Annotated in this window: 18 protein-coding genes; 10 read left to right on the top strand and 8 right to left on the bottom strand. The window is 73.2% G+C overall.

The window, feature by feature from the left end; translation table 11 throughout:
* Window positions 1-231 precede the first annotated feature (231 nt).
* Genes PSQ21_RS19665 through PSQ21_RS19655 form a run of 3 tightly spaced genes read right to left on the bottom strand, consistent with a single transcriptional unit; the run spans window position 232 to window position 2,554 of the window.
* On the bottom strand, window positions 232-1,104 hold the full coding sequence (locus PSQ21_RS19665) for a biotin-dependent carboxyltransferase family protein (RefSeq protein WP_274031935.1): 873 nt from the start codon (window positions 1,102-1,104) through the stop codon (window positions 232-234).
* Window positions 1,101-1,808: a 5-oxoprolinase subunit B family protein gene (locus PSQ21_RS19660; RefSeq protein ID WP_274031934.1), complete on the bottom strand. Its 708-nt coding sequence runs from the start codon at window positions 1,806-1,808 to the stop codon at window positions 1,101-1,103. The genes PSQ21_RS19665 and PSQ21_RS19660 overlap by 4 nt, the downstream gene beginning before the upstream one ends.
* Complete coding sequence (locus PSQ21_RS19655; protein WP_274035845.1) at window positions 1,805-2,554, bottom strand: LamB/YcsF family protein; 750 nt, start codon at window positions 2,552-2,554, stop codon at window positions 1,805-1,807. Before PSQ21_RS19655 ends, PSQ21_RS19660 begins: the two co-directional genes overlap by 4 nt.
* Window positions 2,555-2,743: 189 nt before the next feature.
* Between PSQ21_RS19655 and PSQ21_RS19650 the strand changes: the two genes are divergently transcribed.
* The 3 genes from PSQ21_RS19650 to PSQ21_RS19640 all read left to right on the top strand — a co-directional run bounded on the left by PSQ21_RS19650 (window position 2,744) and on the right by PSQ21_RS19640 (window position 6,539).
* On the top strand, window positions 2,744-3,529 hold the full coding sequence (locus tag PSQ21_RS19650; RefSeq protein WP_274031933.1) for an HD domain-containing protein: 786 nt from the start codon (window positions 2,744-2,746) through the stop codon (window positions 3,527-3,529).
* Between the two features lie 302 nt (window positions 3,530-3,831).
* Window positions 3,832-5,067 carry an outer membrane protein assembly factor BamB family protein gene (locus tag PSQ21_RS19645; protein ID WP_274031932.1) on the top strand — a complete coding sequence of 412 codons (1,236 nt, stop codon included), beginning with the start codon at window positions 3,832-3,834 and terminating at the stop codon, window positions 5,065-5,067.
* A 203-nt stretch (window positions 5,068-5,270) separates the two neighbouring features.
* On the top strand, window positions 5,271-6,539 hold the full coding sequence (locus tag PSQ21_RS19640; protein ID WP_274035842.1) for a Cmx/CmrA family chloramphenicol efflux MFS transporter: 1,269 nt from the start codon (window positions 5,271-5,273) through the stop codon (window positions 6,537-6,539).
* Here the strand turns inward: PSQ21_RS19640 and PSQ21_RS19635 are convergent.
* Both PSQ21_RS19635 and PSQ21_RS19630 read right to left on the bottom strand, forming a co-directional pair.
* Entirely contained in the window at window positions 6,481-6,762 is a 282-nt protein-coding gene (locus PSQ21_RS19635; RefSeq protein ID WP_274031931.1) for a DUF4031 domain-containing protein, read from the bottom strand. The genes PSQ21_RS19640 and PSQ21_RS19635 overlap by 59 nt on opposite strands.
* Window positions 6,759-7,124 (bottom strand): hypothetical protein, encoded by a 366-nt coding sequence (locus PSQ21_RS19630; RefSeq protein ID WP_274031930.1) that lies wholly within the window; start codon window positions 7,122-7,124, stop codon window positions 6,759-6,761. Before PSQ21_RS19630 ends, PSQ21_RS19635 begins: the two co-directional genes overlap by 4 nt.
* 106 nt (window positions 7,125-7,230) lie before the next feature.
* On the opposite strand from PSQ21_RS19630, the gene PSQ21_RS19625 reads away from it, so the two are divergent.
* The 4 genes from PSQ21_RS19625 to PSQ21_RS19610 all read left to right on the top strand — a co-directional run bounded on the left by PSQ21_RS19625 (window position 7,231) and on the right by PSQ21_RS19610 (window position 11,786).
* Window positions 7,231-8,148, top strand: a complete 918-nt coding sequence (locus tag PSQ21_RS19625; protein WP_274031929.1) for a MurR/RpiR family transcriptional regulator — start codon at window positions 7,231-7,233, stop codon at window positions 8,146-8,148.
* 68 nt (window positions 8,149-8,216) lie between these two features.
* Window positions 8,217-9,188, top strand: a complete 972-nt coding sequence (murQ, locus tag PSQ21_RS19620) for an N-acetylmuramic acid 6-phosphate etherase (RefSeq protein ID WP_274031928.1) — start codon at window positions 8,217-8,219, stop codon at window positions 9,186-9,188.
* Between the two features lie 50 nt (window positions 9,189-9,238).
* On the top strand, window positions 9,239-10,846 hold the full coding sequence (locus PSQ21_RS19615; protein WP_274031927.1) for a PTS transporter subunit EIIC: 1,608 nt from the start codon (window positions 9,239-9,241) through the stop codon (window positions 10,844-10,846).
* A 319-nt stretch (window positions 10,847-11,165) separates the two neighbouring features.
* A complete protein-coding gene (locus tag PSQ21_RS19610; protein ID WP_274031926.1) occupies window positions 11,166-11,786 on the top strand; it encodes an NADPH-dependent F420 reductase in 621 nt (206 codons plus the stop codon).
* A 39-nt stretch (window positions 11,787-11,825) separates the two neighbouring features.
* Here the strand turns inward: PSQ21_RS19610 and PSQ21_RS19605 are convergent, their stop codons facing one another.
* Complete coding sequence (locus PSQ21_RS19605; RefSeq protein ID WP_274031925.1) at window positions 11,826-12,440, bottom strand: Uma2 family endonuclease; 615 nt, start codon at window positions 12,438-12,440, stop codon at window positions 11,826-11,828.
* A gap of 248 nt (window positions 12,441-12,688) precedes the next feature.
* Between PSQ21_RS19605 and PSQ21_RS19600 the strand changes: the two genes are divergently transcribed.
* Window positions 12,689-12,859 carry a DUF5670 family protein gene (locus tag PSQ21_RS19600; protein ID WP_097966984.1) on the top strand — a complete coding sequence of 57 codons (171 nt, stop codon included), beginning with the start codon at window positions 12,689-12,691 and terminating at the stop codon, window positions 12,857-12,859.
* Window positions 12,860-13,079: 220 nt separating this feature from the next.
* Window positions 13,080-13,433 (top strand): PRC-barrel domain-containing protein, encoded by a 354-nt coding sequence (locus PSQ21_RS19595; RefSeq protein WP_274031924.1) that lies wholly within the window; start codon window positions 13,080-13,082, stop codon window positions 13,431-13,433.
* A 166-nt stretch (window positions 13,434-13,599) separates the two neighbouring features.
* Here the strand turns inward: PSQ21_RS19595 and PSQ21_RS19590 are convergent, their stop codons facing one another.
* Together PSQ21_RS19590 and PSQ21_RS19585 are read right to left on the bottom strand one after the other, a co-directional pair.
* Window positions 13,600-13,833, bottom strand: coding sequence for a hypothetical protein (locus PSQ21_RS19590; protein WP_274031923.1), 234 nt, complete (start codon window positions 13,831-13,833; stop codon window positions 13,600-13,602).
* Window positions 13,823-14,065 carry a hypothetical protein gene (locus tag PSQ21_RS19585; protein ID WP_274031922.1) on the bottom strand — a complete coding sequence of 81 codons (243 nt, stop codon included), beginning with the start codon at window positions 14,063-14,065 and terminating at the stop codon, window positions 13,823-13,825. Before PSQ21_RS19585 ends, PSQ21_RS19590 begins: the two co-directional genes overlap by 11 nt.
* A 270-nt stretch (window positions 14,066-14,335) precedes the next feature.
* Between PSQ21_RS19585 and PSQ21_RS19580 the strand changes: the two genes are divergently transcribed.
* A complete protein-coding gene (locus PSQ21_RS19580; RefSeq protein WP_274031921.1) occupies window positions 14,336-15,379 on the top strand; it encodes a LacI family DNA-binding transcriptional regulator in 1,044 nt (347 codons plus the stop codon).
* The last annotated feature ends 148 nt before the right edge of the window (window positions 15,380-15,527 follow it).

The raw sequence follows: 15,527 nt of genomic DNA, 5'->3' as shown, positions 1-15,527 counted from the left end.
CGGGGGATTCGGCCATATCCCGGTCGCCTTTTCGCGGAATTCTCCTTGCAGGGCAGGGCCGAAACCGAGCCCCGGATGCGGGCGTTTTCACAGGTGAGCCCGGTCGCATACATTCTCGGACCGGCCGGATCGAGCAGGATCATTCCGTATGCGCCGCGTGGCCGACGGGGAATGGCCCGGGTTCTTCTCGCCCCTGAGGGCTAATGCCCTGTGAGGTCGGGGACGCGGCTGTCACGCGCGGACGAAACGCAGCCGGGTCCCCGGCACCGCCTGCGCCGCCGCGGCGAGGGCCCGCTCGGGGACGACGCCGACGACCGGATAGCCGCCGGTCGTCGGATGATCGTTGAGGAAGACGACCGGGCGGCCGTCCGGCGGCACCTGGACCGCGCCCAGGACCATGCCCTCGCTGGGCAGTTCCCCCGTGCGGGACCGCTCCAGCGCCGGGCCCTCCGTGCGCAGGCCGATGCGGTTGCTGTGCGGCGAGACCCGGTAGGCGGCGGTGAGCAGCGTCCGGATCGCGGCCTCGGTGAACCAGTCGTGGCGGGGCCCGGGATGGACCGGGAGGACCAGCTCGGCGGGGACCCCCGGCCAGGGAACGGGACCGGCGGGCGGTGGCGGACCACACCCCGCCGGGTCGCCCAGCGGGAGCACGTCGCCCTCGCTCAGCGGGGCGGGGCCGAGCCCCGAGAGGAGGTCCGCCGAGCGGCTGCCCAGCACCGGTTCCGGCACCAGCCCGCCCGCGAACGCCAGATAGCCGCGCAGCCCGCACTCGGCGGGGCCGGCGTCCAGCACCGCGCCCGCGGGCACCCGCACCGGCGCGCCCCACGCCACCGGCCGCCCGTCGACCGTCACCCGGCAGCCCGCCCCGCCGACGACGGCCACGGCCGGCCGGTCCGGGCTGACCGCGCACCCGGTGAGCGTGGTCTCCAGGACGGCGGCGTCCGGCGGATTGCCCACCAGCCGGTTGGCGAGCCGGGCGGCGGGCCCGTCCAGCGCCCCGGCGCGCCCGACCCCGAGGTGCGCCCAGCCGGGACGGCCCGCGTCCTGCACCGTGGTCAGCGCCCCGGCCCGGACGACGTACAGGCGGGACACGGCGGAGGTCATGTGCCCGCCCCCACCGCCACGAAGCCGACCGACGTCCCCGGCGCGAGCAGCGCCGCCGGTTCCCGGCCCGGGTCCCACAGGGCCCCCGGGTCCGGCACCCGCCCGATCAGCTGCCAGCCGCCGGGCGAGGCGCGCGGGTACACCCCGGTGTAGGGCCCGGCAAGGGCCACCGCCCCGGCCGGAACCCGGGTGCGAGGGGTGGTGCGCCGGGGCACATGCAACCGTTCGGGCAGCCCCGTGAGATAGCCGAACCCGGGGGCGAACCCGCAGAACGCCACCCGGAACGCGGTACGGGAGTGCAGGGCGGCCACCTCCCCGGCCTCGACGCCCCAGAGCGCGGCGACCTCGTCGAGGTCGGGCCCGTCGTAGACGACGGGGATCTCCACCACATTGTGGTCTTCGCGCCGCGGCGGCCCCACCCGCCACGAGGCGAGGTCGCGGGCGAACCGGGCCCGGGCCCCGGGCCCGCTCTCCGCGATCCCGTCGAGCAGCACCGTGCGGGCGGCCGGGACGATCTCTCGTACGGCGGGCAGCTCACCGCGCTCGCGGCGGCGGAGCAGCTCGGCGTGGAAGGCCTCGGCGTGCTCGCCGTCGGCCAGCTCGACGAGCAGCGCGTGCGGCCCGGCGGGAAGGACGCGCGCCTCCCCCGGAAGCACGCGCACGGGGCCGGGGCCGGGGCCGGGGCCGACCTCGCGGGCGCTCACGCGAACGCCCGTACCTCGACGCCCGCTTCCTCCAGCGCGGCCCGCACCCGACGGGCGAGGGCCGCAGCGCCCGGGGTGTCCCCGTGGACGCAGAGCGAGCGCGCCGAGACGGGGATCCGGCTGCCGTCCGCCCCGGTCACCGCCCGCTCGACGGCCATGCCGACGCTCCGGCGTACGACGTCGTCCGGGTCGTGCACCACCGCGCCCGGCTCACCGCGCGGGACGAGAGTGCCCCGCGGGGTGTACGCGCGGTCGGCGAAGGCCTCCTCCACGGCGCGCAGCCCGGCATCGGCGGCATGGGCGAGCAGGCGCGATCCGGGCAGCCCGAGCACGGCCGGGCTGCCGCCCGCGAGCCGGACGCCCGCGACGACGGCGGCGGCCTGCTCGTCGTCCCAGACCGCCCGGTTGTAGAGCGCGCCGTGCGGCTTGACGTACGAGACGGCGGACCCGGCGGCCTCCGCGAAGACCCGCAGCGCGCCTATCTGGTAGGCGATCTCGGCGGTCAGCTCGGCGGGGGGCACGTCCATCGAACGGCGCCCGAACCCGGCCAGGTCCCGGTAGGAGACCTGCGCCCCGATCCGTACCCCGCCGGCCGCCGCCGCGTCGCAGACCCGCCGCATGACGGAGGCGTCGCCCGCGTGGAAGCCGCAGGCCACGTTGGCGCTGGTGACACACGCGAGGAGCGCGTCGTCGTCGGTCAGGGTCCAGTTGCCGAAGCCCTCGCCGAGGTCCGCGTTCAGATCCATCATCACGGGCGCACGGTAATGACAGTCCAGCGGGGCGACAAGGGGCGGTCCGGGGGCCGGACGGGCCCCACGTCGAGCCGCCCGCCCTGGAGCCGCCGGTCCCTAAGCCGTCCGCCCTGGAGCCGCCGGTCCCGGAGCCGCCGGTCCCGGAGCCGTCCGCCCTGGAGCCGCCGGTCCTAGAGTCGTCCCATGACGGACAGCCCCCGCCCGCACGGCTCCCCCTCCCTCGACGCCGACCTCCACGGCGCCGCCCCTGACGACCACGGCCCCCGCGACGACGCGGGTCTCCTCGATGCCGGCCCCCGCGACGACGCGGAGCGCGATGCCGGCCTCCGCGACCGGTGGCACGACACGCTGCTCGCCGCGCGCGCCGGGGCGGACGGCCCCGATCCGCTGCCGTACGCCGAGAATCTCCTCGCCCGCTGGGCCGAGCCGCAGCGCCGTTACCACACGACCGCCCACCTGGCCGCCGTCCTGGACGGCATCGACACCCTGGCCGGGCACGCCGCCGATGTGCACGCCGTACGCCTCGCCGCCTGGTTCCACGACGCGGTGTACCGGCCCGACCGGACGGAGAACGAGGAGCGCAGCGCCGCCCTCGCCGAGCGGGCGCTGCCCGAGGCAGGGGTGCCGGAGGCGGTGGTGGCGGAGGTCGCCCGGCTGGTCCGCCTGACCCTCACGCACGACCCGGCCGAAGGCGACCGCAACGGCGAGGCGCTGTGCGACGCCGACCTCGCGGTCCTGGCGGGTAACCCGCAGGAGTACGGGGCGTACGCGGCCCGGGTCCGGGAGGAGTACGGATTCGTCCCGGACGGGGCGTTCCGGGAGGGCCGGGCGGCGGTGCTGCGGCAACTTCTCGACCTGCCGAGACTGTTCCGTACCCCGCACGGCGCGGCCGTGTGGGAGGCGCGGGCCCGGCACAACCTGGCGACGGAGCTGGAGCTGCTGGCCTCGTCCGGCCCCACCGCACGGTGACGATCACAGGGCAACGATCGCCCGATGACGATCACCCGGTAGCGATCGCCCGATGACGATTGCCCGGTGACGATTGCCCGGTGATGATCGCCCGGTGAATGTTCCGGTTCGTTCACGGTGTCGTCCCGGTCGCGCCCGAGCACGACCGGTGAAGCCCGGCGACCGATAACGTCTCGCATCGCAGATGCACACACCCGCGGTCAGCGCGGACGGCTCAGCCTTCCACGGATCCGACCGCGCACCTGTCCGCGCGTCTGTCCACGCATCCTTCTGCTCAGAGAACTCCACGGGGGTACAGCGACATGTCCAAGGGACTCGGCACGACGGTCGGCAGGTCTTCCCGGCGGCGCATACTGCGCCTGGCCGGAGGCGGGATCACGGTGGCAGCGCTCGGAGCCGGACTGACCGGCTGCGAGGACGAGCTCGCGACGGGCGGCGAAGGCAGCACGCCGCCGCCGGGCACCGCGTCCCCCGAGAACGGGAAGGCGCCCGCCGACGGCAAGGCCCCCGAGCCGCTGTGGACGAAGTCGACGTCGGCGCAGACCTACGGGGACAACGACGAACTCGTGGCCGTGGACGGCGTGGTGATCGCGAGCGGTGATCCGCTGGCCGCCTTCGACGGAGCGACCGGCGAGGAGCGGTGGTCGCTGCCGGACGCGGCGGTGCCCGGTGCGCCGCTGCTGCTCGGCGACGGCACCCTGTACCTGGAGAGCGGCAAGTACGACGGCAGCGTCGCCGGCTACGTACCGGGGTCCGGCAAGGAGGCGTGGCGCAGCCGCCTCGGCAAGGAGTACCGGCAGCCCCGGCCGGTCGCGGTGGACGCGGAGCAGGTGTACGTCATCGCCGAGATCCTGGAGGCCGACGGCTCGTCCCACACCAATGTGATCGCCGCGCTGAACAGCGGCACGGGCAAGGTCGCCTGGAAGGAACAGCGCGACCTCGGCACCGAGCAGAACGGCATCCACGCCGCCGTGCGGGGCCGCTATCTCGTCTACACCGACTTCAAGAAGAACCTCACGGTCCGTGACACCGCCACCGGCAAGCAGGTGTGGACGCAGAAGACGACGAAGACGAGCTACGGGCCCTTCGTCGTCCACCAGGATCTGGTCATCGTCCCGCAGGGCCGACTGCTCCAGGCCTTCGCGCTGTCCGACGGGTCCGAGAAGTGGTCCGTGCGGGCCGAGGAGTTCACCACCTTCCGGGAGCCGACCCTCCTGGAGGACGTGCTCTACCTCGCGGACAGCGGCCGGACGCTGTGGGCCGTTGAGCCGGGGACCGGCAAGAAGATCTGGCAGTCCACGGCCCTCAAGGACGCGGGCGGGCAGGTGCCCCGGCAGTTCGTCAAGGTGGGCGGCACGCTCTTCGGAGCCACCGACCTCGACAAGCAGGGCGGCATCCACGCCTTCGACGCGAAGACCGGCGGCCTGCGCTGGACGTTCAACGACAAGTCCGGCGACTACCACGCCTGGCTGGTGGCCACCGACGGCAAGCGCGTCTTCGCCCTCCACGGCAAGAAGCTGCACGCGCTTCCCGCGTGACGTAGCCGTTGACGGAGGGGCCGAGGGAGCGGCCGAGGGAGCCGTCGACGGAGCCACTGACGAAGCCGCTGACGGGGCCGGCGGAAAGCCGCCGACGTGACGGGGGCGTGCGCGGACACGCCCTCCTCCCGACGCCGGGAATGCGGAGGCGCTCTCCGGTGTTGGGACGAGTCATGCCCGACTCTCCCTCCCGCCGCGCTCCCATGCCGCTGGCCGTATACATCCTCGGCCTCTCGGTCTTCGCACTCGGCACCAGCGAGTTCATGCTGTCGGGCCTGCTCCCGCCGATCGCGGACGACATGAACGTGTCGATCCCGCAGGCCGGGCTCCTCATATCCGCGTTCGCGATCGGCATGGTGGTCGGCGCCCCGCTGCTGGCCGTCGCCACGCTCCGGCTCCCCCGCCGCACCACGCTGATCGCGCTGATCTCGGTGTTCGGCCTCGGCCAGATCGCCGGCGCGCTGGCCCCGACGTACGAGATCCTCTTCGTCTCCCGGGTGGTGAGCGCGCTCGCCTGTGCGGGCTTCTGGGCGGTCGGCGCGGCCGTGGCCATCGCGATGGTCCCGGTGAACGCGCGGGCGCGGGCGATGGCCGTGATGATCGGCGGCCTGTCCGTCGCCAACGTGCTGGGCGTGCCGCTGGGGGCCTTCCTCGGCGAGCACCTCGGCTGGCGTTCGGCGTTCTGGGCGGTCGGCGCGGCCTCGGCGGTGGCCCTGGTCGGCGTCGCCACGCGCATCCCGCACATCCCGCTGCCCGAGAAGAAGCCGGAGCTGAAGCGGGAGCTGGCGATCTACCGGGACCGGCAGGTCTGGCTGGCCATCGTGATCACCGCGCTCGCGGCGGGCGGGGTGTTCTGTGCTTTCAGCTACCTGGCGCCGCTGCTCACGGACGTGGCGGGCCTCGACTCGGGCTGGGTGCCGTGGATCCTCGGACTGTTCGGGGCGGGCGCGCTGATCGGCACGATGATCGGCGGCCGGGTCGCGGACGCGCACCTCTTCGGGGTGCTGCTGAGCGGTATCACGGCGTCCACAGTGTTCCTGGTGGCGCTGGCCCTGTTCGCCTCCAGTCAGGTCGCGGTCATCGCGCTGGCGTTCCTGCTGGGCCTGTCCGCCTTCTTCACGGCGCCCGCGCTGAACGCCCGCATGTTCAACGTGGCCGGGGCCGCCCCGACGCTGGCCGGGGCCACCACGACGGCGGCGTTCAACCTGGGCAACACGAGCGGCCCGTGGCTCGGCGGCACGGTGATCGACCTGGACTTCGGCTTCGCGTCCACGGCCTGGGCGGGCGCGGCGATGACGGTCCTGGCCCTGGCGGCGGTGGGGGTGGCGCTGCACCTCCAGCGCGGCGGCGGTGAGGGCGGCCGGTCGCGGCTGATCGCGAAGAGTTCGAAGGGCACGAAGAGCGCGCAGAGCCTCAAGGGCGGCCGCCCGGCGCCGGTCTCCCCTTCGGCCTTCTCAGCCCCGCGTCCGTGAGGCGCCGGACCAGCTCCTTCGAGCCGATCTCCCGCGCCCCGGCCCGCACCGCGTCCGCGTAGTGCGTCTGGGGCACGTCGTAGTGATCGCGCTCGAAGGCGCGCGGCGGACACCCGATCGCGGCGGCGAAGGCATGCAGTTCCTCGAATGACACATCGCTGACCAGGTGCGACCACAGGCGGCCGTGTCCGGGCCAGGTGGGCGGATCGATGTAGACCGTCACCGCCGCAGCACCCCGCCCAGCGCCCCCACCGGCGCCACCGCGACGGCCGCCTTGGCGCAGACCCAGTGCGGGTCGGGCCCGAGCTCCGGCTCCACGTCCAGCGCGTGCGGCTCCTCGGCGCACACGGGGCACACCGGCCACCGCCCGTACCGGTCCAGCAGCGCGTCCTGCACGTCCTGGGCGACCAGCCCGGCCAGGAACTCCGCGCCCTCGGGCCACTGCTCCACCCACCACCGGCGGTGGGTCACCGCGTCCTCGACCAGCGAGACGATGTCCGCCTCGGCGACGTCGCCCGCCGCCAGGTCGGCCATGACGAGCGCGCGGGCGGTGTGCAGGGCCTGCTCCAGGGGGTTCGACTCCATGCCCCCATTGTGCGCCCGCACGAGGGGGCCACCCCCCGGAGGTCCTGCCAGAGGTAGGGACCAAAGAGGGGTTGACGGGCCCCCGGGTTGAAAATATCTTTCAGATGTGACCCAAGACGTGAAGGAAAGTTTCAGCAGCGAGTCCCCGCCGGCCCCGGCGGCCCTCGCCGCCAAGGTCCGGACCCTCGCCCCCTCCATGACCCGCTCGATGCAGCTGGTCGCCGAAGCCGTGGCGGGCGACCCGGCCGGCTGCGCCGCCCTCACCGTCACCGGTCTCGCCGAGCGCACCGGCACCAGTGAGGCCACCGTCGTCCGCACCGCGCGGCTCCTCGGCTACCCCGGCTACCGGGATCTGCGCCTCGCCCTGGCCGGCCTCGCCGCGCACCAGGAGTCCGGCCGGGCCCCCGCCGTCACCGCCGACATCGCGGTGGACGACCCGATCGCCGACGTGGTCGCCAAGCTCGCCCACGACGAGCAGCAGACCCTCGCCGACACCGCCGCCGGGCTCGACACCGTCACGCTGGGGGCCGCCGTCGCCGCCGCGTCGACCGCCCGCCGCATCGATGTCTACGGCGTCGGGGCCTCCTCCCTCGTCGGCCAGGACCTGGCGCAGAAGCTGCTCCGGATCGGCCTCATCGCCCACGCCCACATGGACCCGCACCTCGCGGTGACCAACGCCGTGCAGCTGCGCAGCGGCGACGTGGCCATCGCGATCACGCACTCCGGCTCCACCGGCGACGTCATCGAGCCGTTGCGGGTCGCCTTCGACCGGGGGGCGACCACGATCGCGATCACCGGGCGGCCCGACGGGCCCGTCTCGCAGTACGCGGACCACGTGCTGACCACGTCCACCGCGCGCGAGAGCGAGCTGCGCCCCGCCGCCATGTCGAGCCGCACCAGCCAGCTGCTGGTCGTGGACTGCCTGTTCATAGGCGTCGCGCAGCGGACGTACGAGACCGCGGCGCCCGCCCTGGCCGCTTCCTACGAGGCGCTCGCGCACCGCCACACCCCCCGCACCCGCTGACCGCTGACCGCCCCGCCGGCCACGCACCACCCGTAGGCGTACGAGACCGAGAAAGCAGAGCCGCACCCATGACCTCCTCCACCGACACGCACTCCGACGCCACCGGCACCCCCGGCACGTACGGCGAGCTCCGCGCCGAGCTGGCCACCCTCACCACCGAGGCGTTCCGCCCCGAGCTGGCCGAGATCGACCGGCTGGACACGCAGGAGATCGCCCGGATCATGAACGGCGAGGACGCCACCGTCCCGGCCGCCGTCGCCGAGCGGCTGCCGCAGATCGCGGCGGCCATCGACGCCACCGCCGAGCGCATGGCCCGCGGCGGCCGGCTGATCTACGCGGGCGCGGGCACCGCGGGCCGCCTCGGGGTGCTGGACGCCAGCGAGTGCCCGCCCACCTTCAACACCGACCCGTCCGAGGTCATCGGCCTGATCGCGGGCGGCCCCTCCGCCATGGTCACGGCCGTCGAGGGCGCGGAGGACAGCAAGGAGCTGGCCGCCGCCGACCTGGACGCGCTGAAGCTGGGCACCGACGACACGGTGGTCGGCATCTCCGCCTCCGGCCGCACGCCGTACGCGATCGGCGCCGTCGAGCACGCCCGCGAGCGGGGCGCCCTGACCATCGGGCTCTCCTGCAACGCCGGCTCCGCGCTCGGCGCCGCCGCCGAACACGGCCTGGAGGTCGTCGTCGGCCCCGAGCTGCTCACCGGCTCGACCCGGCTGAAGGCGGGCACGGCCCAGAAGCTCGTCCTCAACATGATCTCGACGATCGCCATGATCCGGCTCGGCAAGACGTACGGGAATCTCATGGTCGACGTCCGCGCCTCCAACGAGAAGCTGCGGGCCCGCTCCCGGCACATCGTCTCCCTGGCCACCGGCGCGTCCGACGCCGAGATCGAGGCCGCGCTCGCCGCCACCGACGGCGAGGTCAAGAACGCGATCCTGGTCATCCTCGGCCAGGTCGACGGCCCCACCGCCGCCACCCGCCTCACCGAGGCGGACGGCCACCTCCGCGCCGCCCTCGCGGCCGTACGCACCACCTGACCCACCCGGGTCATCCGCCCCACCCCCCGCACAGCAAGGCACCGAGCACCATGGCCACAGAAGACAAGAACCGCGCCACCGCCGCCGCGATCCTGCCGCTCGTCGGCGGCGCGGCGAACGTCGCCACCATCGCCCACTGCATGACCCGGCTCCGCCTCGGTCTGCACGACCGGTCCCTCGTCGACGACGAGGCGCTGAAGGCCCTGCCCGCCGTGATGGGCGTCGTCGAGGACGACACGTACCAGATCGTGCTGGGCCCGGGCACCGTCGCCCGGGTCACCCCGGAGTTCGAGCAGCTGGTCGAAGAGGCCCGCGAGGCCGCGCCCGAACCGGCCCCCGCGCCCGGTGCGGCCCCCGTCTCCGCCGAGGAGCTGGCAGCCCAGGGCGCGGCGATCAAGGCCCAGCGGAAGGCGAAGAACGCCACCCCGTTCAAGCTGTTCCTGCGCAGGATCGCCAACATCTTCGTGCCGCTGATCCCGGCGCTCATCGGCTGCGGGATCATCGCGGGCCTCAACGGCCTGTTGGTGAACCTCCAGTGGCTGCCCGCCGTGACGCCCGCGCTGGCGGCGATGGCGTCCGGCTTCATGGCGCTGATCGCGGTGTTCGTGGGCTACAACACGGCGAAGGAGTTCGGCGGTACGCCGATCCTGGGCGGCGCGGTGGCGGCGATCATCGTCTTCCCGGGCGTCGCGAACATCGACGCCTTCGGCCAGACGCTCTCCCCCGGCCAGGGCGGTGTGCTCGGCGCGCTGGGCGCGGCGGTCCTCGCGGTGTACGTGGAGAAGTGGTGCCGCCGGTGGGTGCCGGAGGCACTGGACGTCCTGGTCACCCCGACCCTGACGGTGCTGATCTCCGGCCTGGTGACGATCTTCGGGCTGATGTACGTGGCCGGTGAGGTCTCCTCCGCGATCGGCACGTTCGCCGACTGGCTGCTGTCCAACGGCGGCGCGGGCGCGGGCTTCGTGCTCGGCGGCCTGTTCCTGCCCCTGGTGATGCTGGGTCTGCACCAGGCGCTGATCCCGATCCACACCACGCTCATCGAGCAGCAGGGCTACACGGTCCTGCTGCCGATCCTCGCGATGGCCGGTGCGGGCCAGGTGGGCGCGGCCGTGGCCGTCTACTTCCGCCTCCCCCGCAACGAGTCGATCCGCCGCACCATCAAGTCCGCGCTCCCGGCGGGCCTGCTGGGCGTGGGCGAGCCCCTGATCTACGGCGTCTCGCTCCCCCTGGGCCGCCCGTTCGTCACGGCGTGCGTCGGCGGCGCGTTCGGCGCGGGCTTCGTCGGCCTGTTCAACCAGCTCGGCGACACGGTCGGCTCGACGGCCATCGGCCCGTCCGGCTGGGCCCTGTTCCCCCTCCTCGACGGCAACCACGGCCTGGGCTCGACGGTCGCGATCTACGCGGGCGGCCTGCTCGTCGGCTACGTGGCCGGGTTCGTCGCCACGTACTTCTTCGGCTTCGGCAAGGACCTGCTGGCCGAGTTCAACGTCTCCCAGGAACCGGCCCTGTCCACGGTCGCCGCCACGGGCAACACCCAGCCCACCACCACTCCGGCCACCCCGGCGAGCCCCGGCTCCGCGAGCCCCGGCTCCGCGGGCCCCGGCTCCGACGGCACGGACCCCGGAGCCTCCCCGGCCAAGGCCCCGGCCGGAGTCTGACCCCGCCCCGGCCCGCCCGGCACGCCCCCGGTCCTCGCCCCCGTCCTGGGGGGGGTGGCGGGCCGGGGCGTCCTCCGGACTACGTCTCAGGTGCCGGCCCGCCCCGGTCTCCAGCCCGATACGCCCCAGGGGCCCCGCTGACTAAGGGCTGTCCCGTAATTCCCGGTGGATAAGCGCGCGGCGTCAGATGCGGTGCATCGCAAGGCGGAGGGACGTCCGCATACTGGATGTATGTGGACGTTCCGACAACGCGGCGAGGTGCCGTAGCTGTCGTCGCGCGCCCGCCGGGAATTGCGGGACAGCCCTTAGCGTCGACCTCATGCGTATAGGAATTCTCGGCACCGGAAACGTCGCCCGCGCCCTGGCCCACGGCTGGCGCGCCGCAGGACACGACGTCCTCCTCGGATCACGTCGGCCCGGAGAACGCACCGGCATCGGACTGCCCGTCGCCGGCCTCGACGAGACGGCCGCGCACGCTCAGGTGCTGGTCAACGCCACTCCTGGCGGAGTCTCCGTGGAGCTGCTGCGCTCCATCGGAGCCCCGGCGCTGGCCGGCACACCGCTGATCGACGTCGGGGTCGGCCTCTCCGACGACTTCAGCGCGCTCACCCACCCCAACAGCAGCCTGGGCGAACTGATCCAGGAGGCGTTCCCGCTGACGCCCGTCGTCAAGACGCTCTGCACGATGGACTCCACCACCATGACCGCCCCGGGCGAACTCACCGAACCGGGCACGGTCTTCCTCTCCGGCGACGACGCCGAGGCCAAGCGCACCGCCGGCCGGCTGCTCACGGACCTCGGGTGGCCGGAGTCCTCCCAGCTCGACATCGGCGGCATCACCACGGCACGCGGTCAGGAACACTTCGCGTTCCTCTTCATGGGGATCGCGGGCGGGGTGGGGTCCCACACCTTCAACATCAAGGTGGTCACCCGCCCGTAGGCGGACGCTCTCCGATGCTGAGGGCCGCCCCGACAGCCCTCAGCCGACGGGCCCCGGGAACTCCCCCGTCATCAGCCGCACGTCGAACGGGGACGGCACGGCCAGCGGCTTGCCGAACGGCACCGCGTCCGTGTGCTTGTACGTGCCGTCCTCGTTCGGTTCCGTGAACAGCGTGGCCATCGGCCCCCGGGTGTCGAACCGGTCGATCAGCAGGTACATCGGGACCCCCGCGCGGGCGTACGCGCGGTACTTCTTGGTGCGGTCCTCACGCGCGTTTCCCCGCGAGGTGATCTCGACGACGAGCAGCGCCTCCGAGGCGTCCATCGGATCGCTGATCTCCGGATCGGCCGCCGCGATCAGCTCGGTCGGCATGACGACCAGATCGGGGACGTACAGCTTGCCGAGCGGGGCGACGTGGACGCCGAGGGTCTGGTAGATCCCCAGCCCTTCGGGGAGGCCGCGGTAGAGGCGGCTCTGCACCGACTCGGCGATGCCGTTGTGATGCGCGTGCGGCGGTGGTACCAAGACGATCTGCCCCTCGTCGATCTCGGCGCGCCACCCCTCGGGCACGTCCAGTTCACGCCATGTCTGCAGCAGGTAGTCCCACGCGCGCCCATACGAAGCCTGGCCGTTCTCGACGAACGCTGCGGTCATCGCGGGTCCCTTCTTCCGTGGCCTTGCCGAAGAGGCTAGATCGGGGGTTTCACGGCTGTCCGCCGTTCCTCCCAGCGTCCCACGAACGAGTGGCCCCGCACAGGAAAACGCGCGGCGGGCACCGACTGCGCGTGATTGCCGACCCGATTCCCGGCCCGACCCCCTTTCCGGCCGGGGAGAGATCATCGACGTCCGCCGCGTGTAAGCAGAGCGTCAGCGGGAACCTGAATTGCCGGAGGTTGATATTCATGGTCCCCCTGCTTCTCGTTCTTCTGCTCGCCCTGGTTCTCTTCGGTATCGGGTTCGCGGTCAAGGCTCTCTGGTGGATAGCCGTGATCGTGCTGGTGCTGTGGCTCATAGGTTTCTTCGTCCGTCCCGCCGCGAGCGGCGGCCGACGGGGCCGCTGGTACCGCTGGTAGTCACACCATGACCAGCGTCCGCCGCTGACCGGCGGAAACGCCCCCGAACAGCCCCGGGAGAACGACCGCACCCCCAGGTGTACGCCACCTCTCCCCGGGCACACGGAGTTCAGCGGAGTCCAACGGAGTTCAGCGGAAATATCATTCAGCGAATATATCCGTAACGCATTACCGATCCGCCACAAGAATGAGCTGGGCGACCTTCGCGAAAGGAGCCATCATGAGCGACACCCTGTGGGGATATCAGCCGTCGAGCGGTCACACCGCGGGCGCCGATCTGACCGGCTATGCGGTCGAGGCGACCGACGGCAGTATCGGAAAGGTCGACAAGCACTCCGACGAGGTGGGTTCGGCCTATCTGCTCGTCGACACCGGAGTCTGGATCTTCGGCAAGGACGTCCTGCTGCCCGCGGGCACGGTGAAGCACATCGACGTCGAGGAGCGGAAGGTCTACGTCGACCTCACCAAGGAACAGGTCAAGGACTCCCCGGAGTTCGACCGCCACCGGCAGGCCGATGACCCGGGCTACCACGAGCAGCTGTCCGCGTACTACCTGGCGTACCGCATCATGTGACCCGGCGTACGCCCCCCGAGCGGCGGCGGGCCCGGACCCGAGGAGGGGCCGGCCCCGCCGCCTCACGTGGTGTCCCGCGTGGAAGCGACTCCCCCCAACGTGAGGCCGCCGGGCCACCGGACCGCCGGGCCCGGCCTGTGCGGCGGCACCCCTCCGCCCGGCCTCCTCAACGCGGCAGCTGCCCCGCCCTGTTGATCTCCGTCACCCGGGCGCGCAGCACCACTCCCGGCGACGGCGTCCGCACCGCCTCCGGCGGGCACTCCCACTCCGGCCCTCCGCCGGGCGGCCGCAGCCGCACGTTCGGCCCGGCCCGGCCCGTCACCCGGCCGACCCGCCCGTCCCGCGCGTCCACCACGAACCCGCCCGCCTCGGGCACCGGCTCGCATCCCTCACCCGTCATGACCGCTCCCCTTCTCCGCCAGCACCTCGGACAGCCGCAACGCGGTGTCGATGTTGCAGCGGCCCAGGTCGACCAGGGGTGTCGGTTCGTCACCCGCACACGAGACCGGATCGATCCGCAACGACGGCAGCTTCACCCCGAACTCCGCGAGCCCCTGCCTCAGCTGCTCCACAGCGTCCTCCGCCGCCCGCACGCGGTCCGCCGCCGCCCTGCGCCGCTCCGTCGCTTCCATGCCGCACACCTTCCACTCTGAGTGATGGCCATATATACCCAGCGTGTCCAACGCGCAGTGGGCCCGGAAGAGGCGCGGTTCGGGCAACCACGTCGTCACTACCGACGGTTACCCTCGCACGGGCTCGCCTGGAAGCGCTCTCAGAGCTGTCGGTGCCCGGCGCTAGGCTGTAGACGATCCGGCGGCGACACCGAGCACGCGCAGCACCCCGCGCGCCCGCACGCACCCAGCCCGCTTACCGCCGCCCCCCCTCGACGAGGAGCGAACGCCTTGCCCGAGCAGTCCCCCGGGTCCCGGCCCACCCTGGAAGCCGTCGCGGCACGTGCGGGGGTATCGCGGGCCACCGCCTCGCGAGTCGTCAACGGGGGCGACGGAGTCCGCCAGCCGCTCGTGGACAAGGTGCTCAAGGCGGTCGACGAGCTGGGCTACATCCCGAACCACGCGGCCAGGACACTGGTCACCCGGCGGACGGGCGCGGTGGCCGTGGTCATCGCGGAGCCGGAGATACGGATCTTCTCGGACCCCTTCTTCTCCCAGCAGATCCGGGGCATCAGCAAGGAGTTGACCGCCCACGACACCCAGCTCGTCCTGCTGCTGGTGGAGGGCCCCGGCGACTTCGACCGGATCGCGCGGTATCTGTCCGGCGGGCACGTCGACGGGGCGCTGGCGTTCTCGCTGCACACCGACGACCCGCTGCCCGCGATCACGCGGCGGGCGGGGATTCCCACGGTGTACGGGGGCCGGCCCAGCTGGACCGCCGACCCCGGGGACCAGGCCGTCCCGTATGTGGACGCGGACAACCGGGGCGGCGCGCGGGTGGCCGTGCGGTATCTGAGGGACCTCGGGCGGGAGCGGATCGCGCACATCGCCGGACCGCCCGACCAGACCTCGGCGATGGACCGCCTCGACGGCTACCGGGACGTCCTGCCGGACGCGGACCCGACGCTGGTCGCCCAGGGCGCGTTCACCGTGGAGAGCGGAGCGCGGGCGATGGCGGAGCTGCTGGAGCGGCGGCCCGACGTGGACGCGGTGTTCGTGGCGAACGACCTGATGGCCACGGGTGCTCTGCGCGTGCTGCGGGAGCGCGGAGTGGCCGTGCCGGAGCAGGTGGCGGTCGTCGGGTTCGACGACATGGATTCGGTGGCCGGGACCACCGATCCGCCGCTGACCACGGTCAACCAGGACATCGAGGCGCAGGGCCGGCTGATGGCCCGTCTGCTGCTGCGCGGCCTGGACCGGGAGCGTACGGGCAACGGCCCGGCGCCCGACTCGGTGATCACCCCGACGACACTGGTACGGCGGGCCTCCGCCTGAGAGCCGGGGCCGAGGGGACAGAGGGGCCGAGGGGACAGAGGGGGCCGAGGGGCCGAGGGCCCGCCGACCCCCGTGCTCCCGCAGGAGCGCACCCACAGCAGTGCGGCGGGCCTCCGCCTGAGGAACCGGAGACCCGCCGCACACAACG

It is taken from the genome of Streptomyces sp. MMBL 11-1 (genome assembly GCF_028622875.1).
GTDB lineage: Bacteria > Actinomycetota > Actinomycetes > Streptomycetales > Streptomycetaceae > Streptomyces.
Note: the sequence above shows the minus strand (reverse complement) of the source record. Positions and strands in the feature narration are given on the sequence as shown.